Source organism: Flavobacterium sp. ALJ2, from assembly GCF_015594725.1.
Lineage (GTDB): Bacteria > Bacteroidota > Bacteroidia > Flavobacteriales > Flavobacteriaceae > Flavobacterium.
In genome coordinates this window covers 198,601-216,867 of the sequence record NZ_JADNRC010000008.1, presented here as the reverse complement: position 1 = coordinate 216,867, position 18,267 = coordinate 198,601, and the positions used below count along the sequence as shown (strand labels likewise).

General features: G+C 31.5%; 21 protein-coding genes. 7 read left to right on the top strand and 14 right to left on the bottom strand.

Annotated features, from left to right (window positions below; translation table 11 throughout):
* Nucleotides 1-9: 9 nt before the first annotated feature.
* Together IUY40_RS11540 and IUY40_RS11535 are read right to left on the bottom strand one after the other, a co-directional pair.
* Nucleotides 10-369 carry an RNA-binding protein gene (locus tag IUY40_RS11540; protein ID WP_195737020.1) on the bottom strand — a complete coding sequence of 120 codons (360 nt, stop codon included), beginning with the start codon at nt 367-369 and terminating at the stop codon, nt 10-12.
* Nucleotides 370-509: 140 nt separating this feature from the next.
* Nucleotides 510-998: a DUF6252 family protein gene (locus IUY40_RS11535; RefSeq protein WP_195737019.1), complete on the bottom strand. Its 489-nt coding sequence runs from the start codon at nt 996-998 to the stop codon at nt 510-512.
* Nucleotides 999-1,195: 197 nt separating this feature from the next.
* Here IUY40_RS11535 and IUY40_RS11530 point away from each other — a divergent pair, with 197 nt between their 5' ends.
* Genes IUY40_RS11530 through IUY40_RS11520 form a run of 3 tightly spaced genes read left to right on the top strand, consistent with a single transcriptional unit; the run spans nt 1,196 to nt 3,071 of the window.
* A complete protein-coding gene (locus IUY40_RS11530; protein WP_195737018.1) occupies nt 1,196-1,759 on the top strand; it encodes a 30S ribosomal protein S16 in 564 nt (187 codons plus the stop codon).
* 15 nt (nt 1,760-1,774) lie between these two features.
* Complete coding sequence (gene rimM / locus IUY40_RS11525; protein ID WP_195737017.1) at nt 1,775-2,299, top strand: ribosome maturation factor RimM; 525 nt, start codon at nt 1,775-1,777, stop codon at nt 2,297-2,299.
* Between the two features lie 58 nt (nt 2,300-2,357).
* Nucleotides 2,358-3,071: a methyltransferase gene (locus IUY40_RS11520; RefSeq protein ID WP_195737016.1), complete on the top strand. Its 714-nt coding sequence runs from the start codon at nt 2,358-2,360 to the stop codon at nt 3,069-3,071.
* Here IUY40_RS11520 and IUY40_RS11515 read toward each other — a convergent pair.
* The 7 genes from IUY40_RS11515 to IUY40_RS11485 form a co-directional block, all read right to left on the bottom strand.
* On the bottom strand, nt 3,068-4,363 hold the full coding sequence (locus tag IUY40_RS11515) for an HlyD family efflux transporter periplasmic adaptor subunit (RefSeq protein ID WP_195737015.1): 1,296 nt from the start codon (nt 4,361-4,363) through the stop codon (nt 3,068-3,070). The two genes, IUY40_RS11520 and IUY40_RS11515, sit on opposite strands and share 4 nt — an antisense overlap.
* 3 nt (nt 4,364-4,366) lie before the next feature.
* Entirely contained in the window at nt 4,367-6,559 is a 2,193-nt protein-coding gene (locus tag IUY40_RS11510) for a peptidase domain-containing ABC transporter (RefSeq protein ID WP_195737014.1), read from the bottom strand.
* A 341-nt stretch (nt 6,560-6,900) separates the two neighbouring features.
* Nucleotides 6,901-7,065 carry a hypothetical protein gene (locus IUY40_RS11505; protein WP_229335513.1) on the bottom strand — a complete coding sequence of 55 codons (165 nt, stop codon included), beginning with the start codon at nt 7,063-7,065 and terminating at the stop codon, nt 6,901-6,903.
* 79 nt (nt 7,066-7,144) lie between these two features.
* Complete coding sequence (locus IUY40_RS11500) at nt 7,145-7,303, bottom strand: hypothetical protein (protein WP_195737012.1); 159 nt, start codon at nt 7,301-7,303, stop codon at nt 7,145-7,147.
* Between the two features lie 85 nt (nt 7,304-7,388).
* Nucleotides 7,389-7,535 (bottom strand): hypothetical protein, encoded by a 147-nt coding sequence (locus IUY40_RS11495; RefSeq protein WP_195737011.1) that lies wholly within the window; start codon nt 7,533-7,535, stop codon nt 7,389-7,391.
* Nucleotides 7,536-7,863: 328 nt separating this feature from the next.
* A complete protein-coding gene (locus IUY40_RS11490; RefSeq protein WP_195737010.1) occupies nt 7,864-8,031 on the bottom strand; it encodes a hypothetical protein in 168 nt (55 codons plus the stop codon).
* Between the two features lie 87 nt (nt 8,032-8,118).
* A complete protein-coding gene (locus IUY40_RS11485) occupies nt 8,119-9,684 on the bottom strand; it encodes a vitamin K epoxide reductase family protein (protein ID WP_195737009.1) in 1,566 nt (521 codons plus the stop codon).
* A 251-nt stretch (nt 9,685-9,935) separates the two neighbouring features.
* Here IUY40_RS11485 and IUY40_RS11480 point away from each other — a divergent pair, with 251 nt between their 5' ends.
* Entirely contained in the window at nt 9,936-10,094 is a 159-nt protein-coding gene (locus IUY40_RS11480) for a hypothetical protein (RefSeq protein ID WP_195737008.1), read from the top strand.
* Between the two features lie 27 nt (nt 10,095-10,121).
* Here IUY40_RS11480 and IUY40_RS11475 read toward each other — a convergent pair whose 3' ends face one another.
* A complete protein-coding gene (locus IUY40_RS11475; RefSeq protein WP_195737007.1) occupies nt 10,122-11,888 on the bottom strand; it encodes a helix-turn-helix domain-containing protein in 1,767 nt (588 codons plus the stop codon).
* A gap of 196 nt (nt 11,889-12,084) precedes the next feature.
* On the opposite strand from IUY40_RS11475, the gene IUY40_RS11470 reads away from it, so the two are divergent.
* The 3 genes from IUY40_RS11470 (at nt 12,085) to IUY40_RS11460 (ending at nt 14,947) form a co-directional block, all read left to right on the top strand.
* Nucleotides 12,085-13,263, top strand: coding sequence for an acyl-CoA dehydrogenase family protein (locus tag IUY40_RS11470; RefSeq protein WP_195737006.1), 1,179 nt, complete (start codon nt 12,085-12,087; stop codon nt 13,261-13,263).
* Nucleotides 13,264-13,349: 86 nt separating this feature from the next.
* Nucleotides 13,350-14,132: a DUF3050 domain-containing protein gene (locus IUY40_RS11465; protein WP_195737005.1), complete on the top strand. Its 783-nt coding sequence runs from the start codon at nt 13,350-13,352 to the stop codon at nt 14,130-14,132.
* A 65-nt stretch (nt 14,133-14,197) separates the two neighbouring features.
* Nucleotides 14,198-14,947, top strand: a complete 750-nt coding sequence (locus tag IUY40_RS11460) for an SGNH/GDSL hydrolase family protein (RefSeq protein ID WP_195737004.1) — start codon at nt 14,198-14,200, stop codon at nt 14,945-14,947.
* Between the two features lie 38 nt (nt 14,948-14,985).
* On the opposite strand, the gene IUY40_RS11455 is transcribed toward IUY40_RS11460, so the two are convergent.
* The 4 genes from IUY40_RS11455 to IUY40_RS11440 all read right to left on the bottom strand — a co-directional run bounded on the left by IUY40_RS11455 (nt 14,986) and on the right by IUY40_RS11440 (nt 17,691).
* Nucleotides 14,986-15,303 (bottom strand): 2Fe-2S iron-sulfur cluster-binding protein, encoded by a 318-nt coding sequence (locus tag IUY40_RS11455; protein ID WP_195737003.1) that lies wholly within the window; start codon nt 15,301-15,303, stop codon nt 14,986-14,988.
* Between the two features lie 72 nt (nt 15,304-15,375).
* Entirely contained in the window at nt 15,376-15,849 is a 474-nt protein-coding gene (locus IUY40_RS11450; RefSeq protein WP_195737002.1) for a hypothetical protein, read from the bottom strand.
* 313 nt (nt 15,850-16,162) lie between these two features.
* A complete protein-coding gene (locus IUY40_RS11445) occupies nt 16,163-16,399 on the bottom strand; it encodes a NifU family protein (protein ID WP_195737001.1) in 237 nt (78 codons plus the stop codon).
* Between the two features lie 161 nt (nt 16,400-16,560).
* On the bottom strand, nt 16,561-17,691 hold the full coding sequence (locus IUY40_RS11440) for an Mrp/NBP35 family ATP-binding protein (protein WP_195737000.1): 1,131 nt from the start codon (nt 17,689-17,691) through the stop codon (nt 16,561-16,563).
* Nucleotides 17,692-18,267: the final 576 nt, after the last annotated feature.

Below are 18,267 nucleotides of genomic sequence, written 5' to 3'. Positions count from 1 at the left end.
AAAAAAATATTAATATCCTCCTCTGTTTCCACCACCACGGTTATCTCCACCACGGTTGTTTCCACCATAACCACCACGAGAATCACTTCCTCCACGGTTGTTATTAAAACTTCTTCTTTCGCCTTCTGGTTTTGGCTCAGATTTGTTTACAACAATTGCACGTCCTTGAACAGTAGCTCCGTTCAATTCGTCAATTGCTTTTTGAGCCTCATCATCATTTGTCATTTCAACAAAACCGAATCCTTTACTTCTTCCAGTAAATTTATCAGTAATGATTTTAACTGAATCAACTGCTCCGTAAGCCTCGAAAGACTCTCTTAAATCTGCTTCCTCAATACTGAATGGAAGGCTTCCAACAAAAATATTCATATGTACTTATTTATAATATGCAACAAATGTAATCTTATTTTTTTCTAATCTACTATAAATTAGCTTATTTATGTTTTTATTATTAATAAAAAAAAGTAAGAAGACTCGTAAATAGATATTTTTATGTTTTATAAAATTATTTAATCACGAGAATTAGTCAAAGTAACTGGCAATTTATAAAAAACTCCTTCTTTAAAATGAGCCAAATTTTCATCTAACATAATATCATTCTCATTTGGTGCCACAAATGCGAAGGTTCCTGAAACGGTATTTGTCTCCTCATTATACTGTGTAATTACTATCTGTCCGCTCCCTAACTCTTTTCCTGTTTTATATAAAGCCTCTTGTTTTGATACTGAACTTATATATGTAGCAGTAGAAACATCATCAACTCCCAAAACATACGTTTGAACTTTTGCAAAAGCCGTTTGCAGAACAACCTTATCACTACCTAAACTACCTATAACTATAAGTTTGCCATCACTATCAATACTTGCACTAAAACTTACTGCTCTCCAAAAAACATCGTTCTTTAAGGATTGAAAAGCAGGATTATTAGACGCTACTTCATCTTTATCGCATGCGAGAAATAACAAAAGTATAGATAGCAGAAAGAACCATTTCTTCATGATTTTATTGAAATTTTAGCAAAATTATCAATTAAAAAATAAAATGATCAAATTCCCATCTTAAAAGAACCATAAAAAACCCGCTAACAAACACTTAAACTTTTAATTAAAAATAGAAATTGTAATTCAGAATAAAATTATATCTTTGCACCCTTAATTAACAGAGGTCGAGTACCTCAAAATTTAATCATACGATTATGTCAGTAAAAATTAGATTACAAAGACACGGTAAAAAAGGAAAACCTTTTTACTGGGTTGTAGCTGCAGATGCACGCTCAAAAAGAGATGGTAAATACTTAGAAAAAATAGGCACTTACAATCCGAACACAAACCCAGCAACTATCGACTTAAACCTTGATAGTGCAGTTAGATGGTTAAACAATGGTGCACAACCAACTGATACTGCTAAAGCAATTCTTTCTTACAAAGGAGCTTTGTTGAAACATCACCTTGAAGGTGGTATTCGCAAAGGTGCTTTAACTCAAGAACAAGCTGATGCAAAATTAGCTGCTTGGTTAGAAGCTAAATCTGGAAAAGTTGACGCTAAGAAAGATGGTTTAACAAAAGCGCAAGCTGATGCTAAAGCTAAAGCTTTCAAAGCAGAACAAGATGTAAATGCAAAACGTTTAGCTGCTGCTGCTAAAGCTGAAGCTGACGCTATTGCTGCTGCTACTCCTGCTGTAGAAGAAGTTACTGAAGTTGAAGCATCAACTGAAGAAGCTCCTGCTGCTGAAGAAAATAACGAAACAACTGAAGCATAATTATATTTAGCGGGAATGCGTAAAGAAGAATGTTTTTATTTAGGTAAAATCGCTAAAAAATTTAGTTTCAAAGGTGAAGTCTTGGCTTATTTAGACACGGACGAACCTGAGTTATACGAAAACTTGGAATCAGTGTTTGTCGAATGCGACAAACACTTGGTTCCTTTTTTTATTGAAACTAGCTCATTACACAAAAACGATTTCTTACGAATTCGTTTTGAAGACATGACTACTGAGGAAGATGCTGATGCTATTATGGGCAACGCCATCTACCTTCCTTTAAGTATGTTACCAAAACTCTCAGGTAACAAATTTTATTTCCATGAGGTTATTGGTTTTGAAATAGAAGATCAACGTTTAGGCGTTTTCGGAAAAATAGTTTCTGTAAATGACTCTACAGCCCAACCTCTATTTGAAGTTATCAATGGCGAAGTAGAAATGTTAATCCCAATGATTGATCATTTCTTGGTAAAAATCGACCGCGATAACAAAAAAGTCATCATGAATCTACCTGAAGGCTTAGTTGAAATGTACTTGTAAAAAGTATTCAGATCTCAGTTACAGTTTTTCAATTATTCTGATTTTTAAATTTTTAGCAATGTCTCAATTTTATTTCAAGCAATTTTCTATTCAACAAGATAAAACTGCTATGAAAGTTGGCACTGATGGTGTTTTATTAGGTGCATGGACTCCTATAAGCAATCATCCTTTTAGTATTTTAGATATCGGAACTGGAACCGGACTTATAGCTTTAATGCTCGCACAAAGAACAGCTTCCGAACAAATAGATGCTTTAGAAATTGACGAAACTGCCTACGAACAAGCTGTAGATAATTTTGAAAATGCTCCTTGGAACGACAGACTATTCTGCTATCATGCTGGATTAGATGAATTCATGGAAGAACCTGAAGATGAATATGATATTATTGTATCAAATCCACCTTTTTATAGCGAAGATTACAAAACAGACAATGAGCAGAGAGATCTAGCCCGTTTTCAAGACGCTATGCCTTTTGAGGATTTAGTTGAAGCAGCCGATTTATTACTTTCTGAAAAGGGCATCTTTTCAGTAATCATTCCTTTTAAAGAAGAAGAGAGATTTATCACACTAGCCAAAGAATTCGAATTATATCCTTTTAAAATTACTCATGTAAAAGGAACACCTACAAGCGATATAAAACGTAGCTTATTGGCCTTTAATCGTATTGAAAAAGCTGATATTTCTATTGATGAATTAATCATCGAAACTGGAAGACATATTTACACTCCTGAATACATAGAACTTACAAAAGATTTTTATTTAAAATTCTAATTCTGCCTAAACAGACTCTTGAATTGATATAATATTCTTTCTAGTAATCGAAGGTCTTCGGTAACAATTTCCGCATTTCCTTTCATTTCCTGTTGAAAAGGAATCTTCTTATTATATGATGTTTCTAATCCCTTGGGAAGTGATATATCCAACAATAGATCTCCATCTTTATCTGGAATAAGTGAAATATTCTCAACCTTACCCCTGATAACACCAAATTCCCTATCTGGAAAATTAAATAATCGGATATTAACCTGTTGCCCTAATTTAATTTTTCCTGAGTTCTGAGCTTTGGCTTTGGCTTTGCCAATATATCCTTTTCCAGTGTCTGGGATAATCGAAAAAACATTCTCTCCTGAAGTGATTGTCTGATTCTCCGTCCATATTTGCAAAAAGGTGACAACTCCTGGAATTGATGATCTTAATGTATATGCCAATTCCCAGTCTTTAATTCCTTTCTTTAACTGATAGTAGGATTGCATTAGATTACGCTCTAAATTCACTTCTTCTTTTGTCCCACTTATTCGGGTTCCCTGACTTGATCTTGTGTTTTCTATCAGTGTTGATTTTAACTGTGATATTGACGAAAGCAAACCCTTATAATTCTTATTCGCCTGAAGATAACTTAATTTTTTATTCTCCAAATCTTGTGTTGAGATAACACCTTTTGCATACAACTCCTCAAAACGGTTTACATCATTTTTTTGAAGCTGTAATTCACTTTCATTAATACTTTTTTGCTGTTGTAAAATAGCCAATCGCTCTTTAATTTGAATAGACTCTGAGGTTTGAGCATTATTTTCTACCTGAAAGGGCTGTAATCTTTCATTCAACTTCCAAGCTATATAATCCTTTTGAAAAACGCCATACAAGCTTTCCAATTCTCCTAATTGCGTATTGCTTAAGCTCATAAAAGGAAATTCTTTATTCTTTTCGTTTATATTAAAATTATCTACTGTGCTCTTTAGAACAAAAACATCTTTATAATTTGCTGAATTCTCTATAATTGCAAGCGCTGTATTCTTAGACACTTTTGCCTTATCTTTTACTAAAATTGCTTCAATTCGACCTGTTGTTTTTGCCATTAATTTCTCAGGCGGTATAGCTGTCGTTATACTTATTTCTGTACTTACTACATCCGGGTATTTAAGAAACCATGAAACAAAAAACAACATGCATATTATAGCAAAGATTAACACCGTTCCCCATCGTATCATCCAATGTGGCACTCGTGTAAGAATATCCTGCACTTCTTCGCTTCTTAATTCAAATTTTGTATTGTCTTCTGCCATGTTTTAATTTCCTAATTGCAATTGATTACGAACCAATTCAAAATAATTCCCTTTTTGTTCTACCAATGCTGAGTGACTGCCAATTTCAATAATTTTTCCTTTATCCAAAACAACTATTTGATCTGCATTCATAACCGTACTTAATCTGTGCGCAATTACCACGACTGTTTTGTTTTTGAAAAAAATATCTAATTTCCCCATAATAGCTTTTTCATTATTGGCATCTAATGCTGAAGTTGCCTCATCAAAAAACAACATTTCTGGATTTTTATAAACTGCCCTCGCTATTAACAATCGCTGTTTTTGCCCTGTACTCATACCCACTCCTTCTGATCCTATTTTGGTATTATATCCTAGTGGTAATCCAGTGATATACTCTTTTATATTTGCCACTTCTGAGGCATACACCAGTCGTTCTTTATCTATTTTATCCACTCCAATAGCTATATTATTAGCAATTGTATCACTAAAAATAAATCCTTCTTGCATTACTGCCCCAATATTATTACGCCATGCTTTTTGTGAAATATTTTTAAGTTGTGTATTACCAATATTAATTTCCCCATTATTTGGCTCATAGAATTTCAGTAATAACTTCATTAAAGTAGTTTTTCCGCTTCCGCTAACTCCCACGATTGCGGTTACTTTATGCGCAGGAATAATTAAATTCAAGTTATCTAAAACCGGAATATCAGAACCTAAATATCGATACGACAGCTCTTTTATAATTATATCATTATCTTTCGGAATGTCTTGCGTCTGATGCTCTTCTTGTTGCACCTCATCTTCTTTATCATGGATTTCGGATAATCGAGCTAATGATATTTTTGCATCTTGTACTTCTCGTACAAACTCAATAAGTTGGGTAATGGGTCCATTTAAACTTCCTACAATAGAACTTATAGCTAGCATCATTCCAAGAGTAATCTGCCCATCGATTACCAATTTTGCCGAAAGGAAAATTATGAATATATTTTTTAATTCATTAATTACTGATGATCCTATTGTTTGTGTTTGCTCTAAGACTAATCCTTTTATAGAAACCCTGAATAATCTTGCTTGTACATACTCCCAACCCCAACGTTTTTGCTTTTCAGCATTATGGAGTTTTATTTCCTGCATTCCGTTTATAAGCTCCATAACCTTGCTTTGCTCCTGACTAACTTCAGAAAACCGCTTATAATCAAGCTCTTCTCTTCGTTTTAAAAATAGGGTTATCCACCCGAAATACAAGATGCTTCCTGCAAAAAACACTAAAAATATCTGGAGATTATAATAAGCCAAGACACCTCCCATTATAATCATATTTATAACCGAAAACAATACATTTAATGATGACGTCGTAAGAATTCTTTCGATACGACGATGGTCGTTTATTCTTTGCATGATATCTCCTGTCATCCTCACATCAAAAAATGAGATAGGTAAGTTCATTAATTTAATGAAGAAATCTGAAATCAACGAAATATTTATTCTGGTAGATAAATGCAATAATATCCAACTCCTAATAAGTTCTAATCCTGTTCGTCCTGCAAAAAGAAACAATTGCGCAAACAGAATTAAATAAATAAAATGAATATTTTGGTTTTGTATCCCTACATCGACAATACTTTGGGTAAGAAAAGGAAAAATAAGCTGCAATAAACTACTCGCTAATAAACTGATACTTAACTGAGTTAAGAATGACTTATACCGCAAAACATATTGCGATAACAATCCAAATCCCAAACCTTTTTTATCTTCTTTATCAAAATCTGATTGAAAGAATCTTGGGGTGGCTTCTAATAATAATGCAATTCCTTCCTGAGTTAAATCATCGGCATTGTTTCCAATCCAAAACTTAATAAAATCCTTCTTACTATATTCTATTAACCCAAAGGCTGGATCTGAAATATAATAAACACCCTTTTTTATTTTATGAAGGACAACGTAATGTTCTTTATTCCAATGCAAAACACATGGTAATGGAGCTTCTTCTAAACTTTGAGCACTAAGTTTTACTCCTAAAGTTCGAAATCCGATCTTCTCTGCTGCATCACTTAAGAACAACAAATTACTACCTTCTCGTGTAGTTTCACTAAAGTCACGCAGCTCTTGAATATTTATGGTTTTACCATAATGTTTAGCAATAATTTTCAAACAAGTAGGTCCACAGTCCTTAAAATCTGCTTGTATATAATTCGGGAATTTTTTCAATTTTTAAATCTTGTTTTACTAAGACAATATAATGCAATTATCTCACATACTAATATAAAATAATAGAGGTGTAAAGATGTTTTCTTATTCAAATTTCAATGGTTTCAAGTATTGACTAAAAAACAATGTCAAATTTAGATACTCAAAGTTATTTTAAGTAAGTGGTTTTGAATCTCATTTTAGAATAGCATTAGTAAAATCAGCCAATGACAACAAGTAAATAACTTTACACCTCTATAAAATAATAAAGAGGAAATTACATCCTCTTTATCATCTTTTCCAATAATCATGAACAAATTCCTATTATAATTTTTACTAACTATATAGACATTATCCTCTTTTTAAGGCTCTATTGGCGGATCTATCAGATCTATACGACAAGGGGGAGCACAAGATCGATTATATCTTTTACATCTATTGGTAGCAGGATCAATACAATCGATCAAACCTCCTTGAATACTTTTTTGCTCATTTTTAGTTAATTGCTGAGCTCCTTCTAAATTCAAAATTTGTTTTAACATAATATCTTAATTAAAATTCAGTTAATAATTTTATACTCGGACTTATAAATCCGAGTATAAATAACTACCTAGAGCACTCAATATAAGTACAATCTGGATATGCAATATTGTTATCTTCGGGACAACAAACAATAAATTCTCCAGGCCCGCTTCCTTTTACTACTTTTAGCTCATTAATCGTCAATTCTTGAGCACCTTCTATTTTAGAAATATTTTTTATCATAATTTATATTTTTTAATTACGAAATACCCTATTGACATTATGTCTTTTAGGCTTAAAATTATTAGTTCAGTTAATTAACAATTAACTAAAGCATACAAGCGACTCCTTTAGGAACACATAAGCATCCTACATCTGGACAACAAAGAATAACACAAGCTCCTCCATTGATACTTTTTTGCTCATTTTTAGTTAATTTTTGAGTTCCCTCTAAATTTAAAATGCTTTTTAACATAACTTAGTTTTTTGATTTTGTTACTACTTCAATCATTTTAACACACTTGAAGTTTTATGCGCAAACTATTATCTAACTCAACATACATGGTGTCCCTTTTGGAGCACATCCACATATCCCATCTGGACAACAAATAAGAACATCAGGACGCTGACATACCGGTACAGATCTAGCACCACTAATAGTTTTTTGTTCTTTTGTTGTAAGTTGCTGAGCACCTTCTAATTTTAAAATATTCTTTAACATAATTATTGGTTTTTTGATTTTGTTAATACTTCAAACATTTTAAGACACTTGAAGTATATGTCTAGTTTTTCATTAAATTAAATTAAATACAAAGATCAGATGGTCTTCTGCAAGGCCCTCCTTCTACATATTGACATGTTCCATTTGGACAAGATCCACCTGGTGGCGGAACCCAACCACCGTTAATTTCTTTTTGCTGTTTCTTTGTCAACTCCTGAGCGCCTTTTAGGCTTAAAATGCTTTTTAACATAATTTGGTTTTTAGATTTTGTTAATACCCCAATCATTTTAAGACACTTGAAGCTTATGTCTATTCATATAAGAATTCCATATATACTTTACATATACACTAGAGCATCTCTCTCTAACGTCTCATTACTTTCTAAAATATCATTAATAAAATATTTCAACTCACTTAATTCATACTCACTTGGATACAGTTTATTGTTAACGATTTTAACTGGTGTATAATTAAACCCATTTTGCGAACACCAATCATATTGTTGCTGGATTTGCTGATTAACTTTCATAGAAATCGAGTCAACATTCCATTTTTTCTGCCATGCTTCTAATGACATTTTTTTAATATGCCAATCAGATATCGCTTCTACAATATTTTCAGAATTAACTTCATTAATCATTAACAATCTTTCTACAACAACTTTATAAGGATTTTGATTGTTTTCTGGATTTATATTAAACAAAACATTCAAAGATATTTTTTCAGGAAATTTCCAAACTAATTCAAATGCTTCTTCAAATGCTTTATGACAATGCCCACAACTCGGACTTATAATAATAGTGAGTTTAGCCGCAGCCATACTATTGCCAAAATGTAATCCTTCTAGTTTTTCAAACCCATCTAATGCAGTAATTTCTTTAGATAAGAATTCAAAAAGAGTAAAATTTCTTCTAAACTTAGTTAAGTTTTTTACCAAATTTTCAGCTTTTAATTTATCTTCTATAACTGGCTTTACCACAGACCACAATGACGAAACAACTATTAAAGAAAACAAATACTGAAAAAGACTAGTCAATGTAAAATTTACACTAAAACCTGATTCAAAAACCCACATTATTCCTTGAATTATCATTAAAAAAGAAATAGCCAAACATAGTACACACCATTTTTTTATTTGAAACTTTTGAATCCAAATAGAATATATAATTACTGGTATAGCTATCAAACTAAGAAAACCAACAAGGTAAGAATTTGCTGGCCCTATTAATATTGCAAATACTGCAGTAACAAAAAAGACCAAGGGCAAATCTGAAAAGCCAAACCATTTATTAACTTCTACATTATCTGATTTAATAACAGATTCACAAGAAGTACTTGGATTAATATTACACAACTTAGATACCATTTGATTATCAATACCAAATTTCTCTTGTACAATAAAAATACTAACTAACAATCCAAATAAGGAAGTTATTAAAAAAGCATAATCAAATATCCTATAGTCATTGTAAAAACTTGACAGCACCATTAGTGCCAAAAACAAAATACTGTATTTTAACCACTTAGGATTTCCATTCAAAGCTTTCTCCTCTTGAACTTCATTAGGTTCAATTGCCAATACAATACCATTCCAATCCTTAGAAAAATCATCCACGGATAAAGTTAGCTTCTTACTTTTTTCAGTCTCAATTACAATTAAAGATTCTATTTTTTCAACTAAAACCAAATCATGATTAAAAATTGCCAAGAAAGTATAAGGCAATTCATGTAATTGTTCTTTAGGAACTTTTATTACAATATTCTCTATTGATAATGTATTCAATGAATCTGTAATAGCAAACAGACTTGGATAATTAGGGTGCGAAAGAAATAGTTCTTCGAATTCCTTTTTTTTATTTAAATAATCATTCAAATCAAGGTATTTGTTAACTAATTTAATCATAGCATAATCTTAATTATTATAAAAAGGAACATCACAAATATTAATAATCTTTCAGATAAAAAAAGTTAAATTTCTAAATTTTAAAAAAAGATGAATACATAATTTATAAATAGTTAAGCACACAAAAAACACACAATTAGCTGTATTGCACGACATTAAGAAAAAAAATAGTTAGTAATTATTTCCAAACCTACAATCTAATTAATCGCTACGTCTTTTCCATAATTTTGATATTCTAACAAATAAAACTTATGAAAAAGCCCCCCTTTAAATTAAATTATTTTAAAAAAAACGAACTTTCGAAAAAACATTACAAAATGATTATTGGAGGTGAAGATCCAAAAGATGGCACCATTACTCTACCAGTAACTGACCCTCCTGGGACAGTGAAGCCTCCAGGGCAATCCTAATTAAAAGACAAATTAGAAACTACAACTTTATTCTTTTAAAAAATTTGTAGTTTCTAATTTTTTAGTAAACTGGGTTGGCGTTACTCCAGTTCTTTTACTAAATGATTTCGTAAAAGAAATAGCATTCTTAAAACCTACGCTCTCGGCAAGTGCCTGTGTTGAATATTTTCGATATTTTGAATTTGTAATCAATTCGTTTATAACATAATTAATCTTTAATTCATTGGAGTATTCACTAAAAGTCTTACTAAATCTCTTATTGACAACATAAGACAAATAGCTTGTGTTTGTTTTAATTTTTTTGGCTACAGATTGTTGAGTAAAATCTGAATTCAGATAGTAATGCTTCTTTTCTAACTGCTTTAATTTTTCATAAATTTCTTCTTCCTTCTCTAAGTCTAGATTCATTTTAGCAACCGCTTTTGGCATACTCTCCGTGATTGCTTCCTCTTTGTTCATATCCTCTGAAAGCACTTCTTTTAATTCTAGCCTTTGCTTATATTCTTCAATTAAAGCATTTGCCTTTCTATCAGTCTCTCTTTTTTTCTTGATACTCTTTGCATACAAAACAATTAAAACTAACAGCACTCCTGTAAAAAGAAAAACCATCAGATTCCAAAACCTAATTTTATTTTGATTTTTGGCCTGAAGCTCCTCCATATCTTTTCTGACATTCACATTTCCTAGCCGAAAGTTAACCTCCTGAACCTCATTGTCTAATTTTGACTGAATTTGCTCAAACTTATCAAAATATTTCTCTGAACATTTCAATGCCTCTTGAGGGTTATTTTTAATGGTATAAATCTTAGCCAGATAATAATTAGAATTTACATAATACAAGTCATTAACCTTATTCATTTGATAAATTGAATCTACTTTTTTAAAAAAATACAGTGATTTATCGTACTCTTTGGTATCAAAAAAAAGACTTCCTAAATTATAGCTAGCAATAAAAAGTTCTGGCTGCAAATTATTTTCTTTACTATACAACAAAACATCATAATACACTTTCTCAGCATTAGGAAAATCATTCTTCATATAATAAATATTCCCTAAACTCATTTTAGAGTTTAGCTTTGTATTTAAATAATTTTTAGAATATAAAATTGCCTTTGTGTAATAATATTCCGCAGAATCCAAAAACTTGGGATTAGAATAATTTTTCCCATAAGCCTTCTCAAAAGCACGTCCTAAATTAAAATTAATATTACTCTTGTAATTTGTAAATTTTTCTTCTGAAAATGAATACTTTAATTCATCCGTTATCTTGTTTGATTTTTTTAAAGATAAAATTGCTGCTTTATAATTACCTACTTCTATATTAATTAATGAAATATTCATATAAAATTTCACCATTCGTATCTGATCATTCTCCCTCTTAACAATGGTTAATCCTTTCTCAAACTTATCGAAGGCTGCTTTTAGATTATTCTTCCTCCAATCTATAAGTCCTCCATAATTTAATAAATCGGCATTTAATATTCTCTTTTCTTTTGACTGTTTAACTATTCCCAAAAACTTAAAAGCTTGTTCATAATAACGCTTTGATTTAATACTATCATCTTTAAGTTGATACAAATAAGCTTTTGCGCCACTCGCAAAAGTTTTATGTGAATAGTCTCCTGATTTCTCTATTTTATTTACGAAAACAAAAGCGCTATCTACATTAGAATTTGCAGATGCTCTTACTTTATCTTGTAACAGGGCATACACTTTAGAGCTTAGCCGAGAATTTTCCTGAGAAAAAACAGCACTTGTAATAAAAAAAAACAAGAGGCATTTAACAAATTTCATTAACTATTTAGTTTTGAATTATCCCAAATTTAGTTCATTAATACTAATAAGCAAATACTAATTTACAACAGAATATATAAAACAATCACAATTTAATTTTGATTATTATTTCTAAATCCCTAAAAAATATAACAATTTACTTTTGTTTTGTTATATCTATATTGTGTAAATTTGTTCTAGAAAAAAAACATAAATTATGAAACCAGACCTATTTCAAGCCCCAGATTATTATAACCTAGATGACTTATTAACCGACGAACATAAACTCGTAAGAGATTCAGCCCGAGCATGGGTAAAAAGAGAAGTATCTCCTATTATTGAAGAATTTGCGCAAAAAGCTGAATTCCCAAAACAAATCATAAAAGGCTTAGGAGAAATAGGCGGTTTTGGCCCTTATATACCTGTTGAATACGGTGGAGCTGGACTAGATCAAATTTCTTACGGCTTAATTATGCAAGAAATAGAACGTGGTGATTCGGGAGTACGATCCACTTCATCTGTTCAATCTTCATTAGTAATGTATCCTATCTGGAAATATGGAAACGAAGAACAAAGAATGAAATATTTACCTAAACTTGCCACTGGCGAATTTATAGGCTGTTTTGGATTAACAGAACCTAATTATGGTTCTGACCCTGGAAGTATGATTACCAACTTCAAAGATATGGGAGACCATTATTTATTAAACGGAGCTAAAATGTGGATCTCAAATGCTCCTTTTGCAGATATCGCAGTTGTTTGGGCAAAAAACGAAGAAGGAAGAATACACGGTTTAATCGTAGAACGTGGCATGGAAGGATTTACAACACCAGAAACTCATAATAAATGGTCACTTCGCGCATCATCTACTGGAGAATTGATCTTTGATAATGTAAAAATCCCTAAAGAAAACTTATTACCAAACAAATCTGGATTAGGAGCCCCATTAGGATGCTTAGATTCGGCTCGCTATGGAATTGCATGGGGAGCAATTGGAGCAGCAATGGATTGTTATGATACAGCCCTAAGATATGCTAAAGAAAGAATCCAGTTCGACAAACCTATAGCAGGAACTCAATTGCAACAAAAAAAATTAGCCGAAATGATTACCGAAATTACAAAAGCTCAATTATTAACTTGGCGTTTAGGAGTTTTAAGAAACGAAGGAAGAGCAACAACTGCTCAAATTTCGATGGCAAAAAGAAATAATGTCGATATGGCAATTAAAATTGCTCGTGAAGCTAGACAAATATTAGGAGGAATGGGAATTACTGGCGAATACTCGATCATGCGTCACATGATGAATCTAGAAAGTGTTATTACATATGAAGGAACTCATGACATTCATTTACTAATTACCGGAATGGATATTACTGGAATTCCTGCTTTTAAATAGAAAACATCTATTAATATATATATAAAAACAATTTAAAAGCTTCTTCTAAACAAGAAGCTTTTTTATATTTGTAAAAAAATACCACCATGAATATTGAAACTATAAACAATAGCATTCAACCTCAAAAAGATCTTTTATTACAACATCCTCTATATAAAAAAATCCAAACCATAGATGACTTACATTGCTTTCTAGAAAGTCATGTATATGCTGTTTGGGACTTTATGTCATTATTAAAAGCATTACAAGCAAAACTTACATGCACAACAACACCTTGGTTTGCAAGTAAAAACCCGGAAATTAGATATCTAATTAATGAGATTGTATTAGCCGAAGAAACTGACTTAAGTATTGATGGTCGTCGCCAAAGTCACTACGAAATGTATCTTGATGCAATGGAAGATTGCGGAGCAAATACAAAAAAAATCGAAGGCTTTTTACATGAAATAAATTCTTTACAAAATATTTTTGTTGCAATAAAACAAAGCCAATTACACCCTAATATTAAAGCTTTTTTAGACTTTACTTTTAGAGTAATTGAAGAAGGAAAACCGCATCAAATTGCCGCAGCTTTTACCTTCGGAAGAGAAGACTTGATTCCGAATATGTTTACAGCAATTTTAAAAAATTTTCAAGAAAACTTTCCTAACACAGATTTAAGTAAACTAATATACTACTTTGAAAGACATATTGAGCTTGATGCAGATGAGCACGGTCCTATGGCAATGAAAATGATTACTGATTTATGTGAAAATGATCCGAAAAAATGGTCTGAAGTTCAAGAAATATCTATTCTGTCACTAGAAAAAAGGATTGGGTTATGGAACGCCATCGAAGAAGAAATTAGCATAAAAATCGAAATGGTATAAAACCAAAACAACTTTTTTAGCGTAAGTATTATTGAGAAAACTACGAATATCTTAATAATCCTATTATGAAAAATGTATTCAAAATAATACTTACACTTTTAATCGTAATTCCTACGATTAGCTGTGATTCTGAAAGCGAAACACCTAAAGCACCTACAGCTATTGTTCCACCTGTAACTACAACGCCACCTCTCGTTCCAAAAACAATAAACTATTTAGCCCTTGGCGATAGCTATACAATTGGTCAAAGCGTATGCGAAACCTGCAACTATCCTGAACAATTACAACGCAACCTATCGAATACATACCCAGCAACTTCTTTTTCGCTAAAAATAATTGCAAAAACAGGCTGGACAACATCCAACTTATTATCGGCTATTAATACTGAGAATCATGGCTCAAATTACGACTTAGTAACACTATTGATAGGTGTTAATAATCAATTTCAAAACATCCCTTTTTCTGTATATGAAAAAGAATTTCCTGAATTGGTAAATAAAGCCATTACTTTAGCAAAAGAAGAAAAGTCTAATGTTATCGTTATTTCTATACCTGACTATGCTTATACTCCTTTCGGGCAATCATCTGCATATAACAACAAACAAATCTCACTAGAAATAGACAAATACAATGCTTTTGCAGAAAATTATTGCAAAAACAATAATATCATATTTATCTCAATAACTGATATTACACGACAAGGATTATCAAATCCAAGTTTAGTTACTCAAGATGGATTACATCCATCACAATCAGCATACACCTTATTTGTTGAGCGCATTTTGCCAAAAGTAAAATTTACATATAAAGAATAAAAAAAGCGAGAAAAATTTCCTCGCTTTATACTTTATTTTTAATATTCTGGGGCTAACTCTAGTTCTAATCCTTCTAAACTTTCCGTAATTGGTATTTGACAACCTAAACGACTATTAGACTTAACATAAAAAGCCTCTGAAAGCATTGCCTCTTCCTCATCTCCCATCTCTGGCAATTCAACATCATTCAACACATAACACTGACAAGAAGCACACATTGCCATTCCGCCACAAGTCCCTTCTACAGGAAGCTCATAAGCTTTACACAATTCCATTACATTCATTGCCATATCAGTTGGGGCTTGTAGTTCATGAACAACTCCCTCTCTATCTTTAATCTTTATTAATACATCCATTTTTAAATTATCGGAATTTTGATTATTAACGCATTTTTAATACAACAAAAATACATTATCTTTTACAAAATACTAATTGCTCGGTTTAAAACTAAATGCATATTCTTTGGATGTGTCTTTTAGATGCATCTTAAGACCTAAAACACTGTCTTTTTGCAATATTGTAACTATAGCAATAACAGAATAATAATCTTTATCGTTTTGAAGGATTAGTGTACCTTCGTAGGTAGAATTTACGATACCTTGTTTATCTTTTGTTGTTTTAATTTTACGAGGATGAGAAAACTCAGCAACTGCATAACTTTGTTTATTTAAAAAATTAGCTTTTCCATCACAAAAATCAAACAAAAAATCATAATTATAAATTTTCAAACTCCCTTCTTCAGTCATTTGAGAAATAACAATTTGGCCTTCATAATTAAAATCCGACCAAACTTCATATTCATTTACCCATGCCTTATCGACATATAGGTTTTCATTCATTTGTTGGGCATAACTAGTAGAAGTAAAAATCAACAGAACGATTAGCTTATAATAATTATTCATAAATGTAAGATTTAGGTTATATCGCAAATTTAAGCTAAATATACACTAAACACCATTACAGAACCCCTAATTCTTAACACTTTTTTTCAACAAAAACAACCCAATCCACCACTTAACTGAAGATTACGCAATTTAAAAATTGTTTACGAATTAGTAATTTCAACTTTAGACAAACGCACCTTCTGTTTTTAAACTATATTACTATGTATCGAGATTATCTAAAAGAATGCTTAAACATTCTCATTAGTACTTATGAATAACTTAGAATAAATCCAGAAAAAGCAACTATCTTCATCACAGAAAATTGCTACAACTAAATATTTACCACGGTTTCTATCTGTGGAGCAAACTTTTTAATTGTAGTTTCTACTCCTGCTTTAAGTGTCATTTGATTTACACTACAGCTTGTACAGGCTCCTTCAAGACGAACCTTAACATGCTTATCATCTTCTATAGAAACTAATGTTATATCCCCACCGTCTGAATTCAGAAATGGTCTGATTTCGTCTAGAGCTTTTAAAACATTATTTGTTAATTCTTCTGTTGTCATAATTTTAATATTAATTAGAGAATGAAGTAATTAGAAAATACGCATTTAGATAATTAGGAGGATTTGTATATCAGAAAGTTAAAACTCTCTAATTTTACAAAAACTGCTAATTATGTAATAACTTAATTATCTAATTTATCTCATTATCACAATTATCTAATTTATTTTTTCTTTACTGCAGAACATCCTGCCATTGTTGTAATTTTTATTGCTTCTGTAACAGGTAAACTCTCATTACGATTTACCACTTCTTGCACTACATTTCTAGTAATCTCCTCAAAAACAGTTTCGATAGCTGATGCGGTTTGCAGGGCAGCAGGACGCCCATAATCTCCAGCCTCACGAATAGACTGCACGATTGGAACTTCTCCTAAAAACGGAACTCCTAAATCTTCTGCTAAATTTTTAGCTCCTTCTTTTCCAAAGATATAATATTTATTCTCTGGCAATTCTTCTGGTGTAAAGTACGCCATATTTTCTATAATACCTAAAACAGGCACATTGATGTTATCTTGCATAAACATCGAAACTCCTTTTTTAGCATCTGCCAAAGCCACAGCTTGTGGAGTACTTACAACAACTGCTCCAGTTATAGGAAGCGATTGCATAATTGAAAGATGGATATCTCCTGTACCTGGAGGTAAATCAATCAACATAAAATCTAACTCTCCCCAATCAGCATCAAAAATCATTTGATTTAATGCCTTAGAAGCCATTGGTCCTCTCCAAATTACCGCTTGACTTGGTGCAGTAAAAAATCCGATAGAAAGAATTTTAACTTCATAACTTTCAATAGGCTTCATTTTTGACTTACCGTCAACCAAAATTGAAACTGGTTTTTCTGATTCTACATCAAACATAATTGGCATAGATGGCCCATAAATATCCGCGTCTAATACTCCAACCGCAAAACCCATCTTTGCTAATGTAACCGCCAAATTTGCTGTAACTGTTGATTTACCAACTCCTCCTTTTCCTGAAGCTACAGCAATAATATTTTTAATTCCTGGTATTGCACGACCTTTAATTTCGTTTTTCTCAGGAGTTTCAACTTTAATATTTACTTTAATTTTTGCGTCTGCAGAAACTAAATCATGAATCGTTTTTTTAATATCATCCTCAGCACGCTTTTTTATGTGCATAGCTGGCGTGTGCAAAACTAAATCGACTACAACTTCATCACCAAAAGTAATAACATTTGCAACCGCTCCACTTTCAACCATATTCTTACCTTCTCCAGCTATAGTAATCGTCTCTAAAGCTTTAAGGATTTCTTTTCTGTCTAATTTCATCTTAACTTACTATTTTCTATTGACAATAATCGCTTCAAAAACTACATTAATTTAAACCGATTTCAGATTACAAAGATAGCAGATTAAGTTCTTATTCTAACAGTTTTAAATTGGATTTATTGATAGGCTAATCGTTTGAAGCTATTACTAATTTTTTTTCTTGAGTAATAAAACATTTTATCTATTGAATCTCTTAAGATTCATACCTAAACCAATAACTGTAAAACAATCCTTTTAGATTAATGATGCCACAATCGCTTCTTTTTTTAAAAATTACCCCTAATTCAAAAAACTACCGATTGAGACCCAATAACTATGGAATAATCATTCCAAGAATTAAAACCTTTTATAGTAGAAAGACTATTGACCAAACTAGACATCCCTTAGCAATCATTGGAGATTTAAAAGAAATATTTATGACTAGGAGGGAATAGATGTTGTTTTAAATTATGAAATCACTTCAGAACATATCAAATGAATGAATGAATGAACCTATCGAAGACCGCATAAAAACGATGACGCTATAAGCAGTGAGCAAGAAACAGTTTACAGGTTAAAGACCAAAATTCCATTTTA

Bases quoted from the DNA above. Each gene is read 5' to 3' on its own strand.
- IUY40_RS11470 (WP_195737006.1), top strand. From the start codon at position 12,085: ATGAAACCAGACCTATTTCAAGCCCCAGATTATTATAACCTAGATGAC.
- IUY40_RS11520 (WP_195737016.1), top strand. From the start codon at position 2,358: ATGTCTCAATTTTATTTCAAGCAATTTTCTATTCAACAAGATAAAACT.
- IUY40_RS11500 (WP_195737012.1), bottom strand. From the start codon at position 7,303: ATGATAAAAAATATTTCTAAAATAGAAGGTGCTCAAGAATTGACGATT.
- IUY40_RS11485 (WP_195737009.1), bottom strand. From the start codon at position 9,684: ATGATTAAATTAGTTAACAAATACCTTGATTTGAATGATTATTTAAAT.
- IUY40_RS11540 (WP_195737020.1), bottom strand. From the start codon at position 369: ATGAATATTTTTGTTGGAAGCCTTCCATTCAGTATTGAGGAAGCAGAT.
- IUY40_RS11450 (WP_195737002.1), bottom strand. From the start codon at position 15,849: ATGAATAATTATTATAAGCTAATCGTTCTGTTGATTTTTACTTCTACT.
- IUY40_RS11535 (WP_195737019.1), bottom strand. From the start codon at position 998: ATGAAGAAATGGTTCTTTCTGCTATCTATACTTTTGTTATTTCTCGCA.
- rimM (WP_195737017.1), top strand. From the start codon at position 1,775: ATGCGTAAAGAAGAATGTTTTTATTTAGGTAAAATCGCTAAAAAATTT.
- IUY40_RS11515 (WP_195737015.1), bottom strand. From the start codon at position 4,363: ATGGCAGAAGACAATACAAAATTTGAATTAAGAAGCGAAGAAGTGCAG.
- IUY40_RS11440 (WP_195737000.1), bottom strand. From the start codon at position 17,691: ATGAAATTAGACAGAAAAGAAATCCTTAAAGCTTTAGAGACGATTACT.
- IUY40_RS11530 (WP_195737018.1), top strand. From the start codon at position 1,196: ATGTCAGTAAAAATTAGATTACAAAGACACGGTAAAAAAGGAAAACCT.
- IUY40_RS11455 (WP_195737003.1), bottom strand. From the start codon at position 15,303: ATGGATGTATTAATAAAGATTAAAGATAGAGAGGGAGTTGTTCATGAA.
- IUY40_RS11490 (WP_195737010.1), bottom strand. From the start codon at position 8,031: ATGTTAAAAAGCATTTTAAGCCTAAAAGGCGCTCAGGAGTTGACAAAG.
- IUY40_RS11460 (WP_195737004.1), top strand. From the start codon at position 14,198: ATGAAAAATGTATTCAAAATAATACTTACACTTTTAATCGTAATTCCT.
- IUY40_RS11465 (WP_195737005.1), top strand. From the start codon at position 13,350: ATGAATATTGAAACTATAAACAATAGCATTCAACCTCAAAAAGATCTT.
- IUY40_RS11475 (WP_195737007.1), bottom strand. From the start codon at position 11,888: ATGAAATTTGTTAAATGCCTCTTGTTTTTTTTTATTACAAGTGCTGTT.
- IUY40_RS11495 (WP_195737011.1), bottom strand. From the start codon at position 7,535: ATGTTAAAAAGCATTTTAAATTTAGAGGGAACTCAAAAATTAACTAAA.
- IUY40_RS11480 (WP_195737008.1), top strand. From the start codon at position 9,936: ATGAAAAAGCCCCCCTTTAAATTAAATTATTTTAAAAAAAACGAACTT.
- IUY40_RS11445 (WP_195737001.1), bottom strand. From the start codon at position 16,399: ATGACAACAGAAGAATTAACAAATAATGTTTTAAAAGCTCTAGACGAA.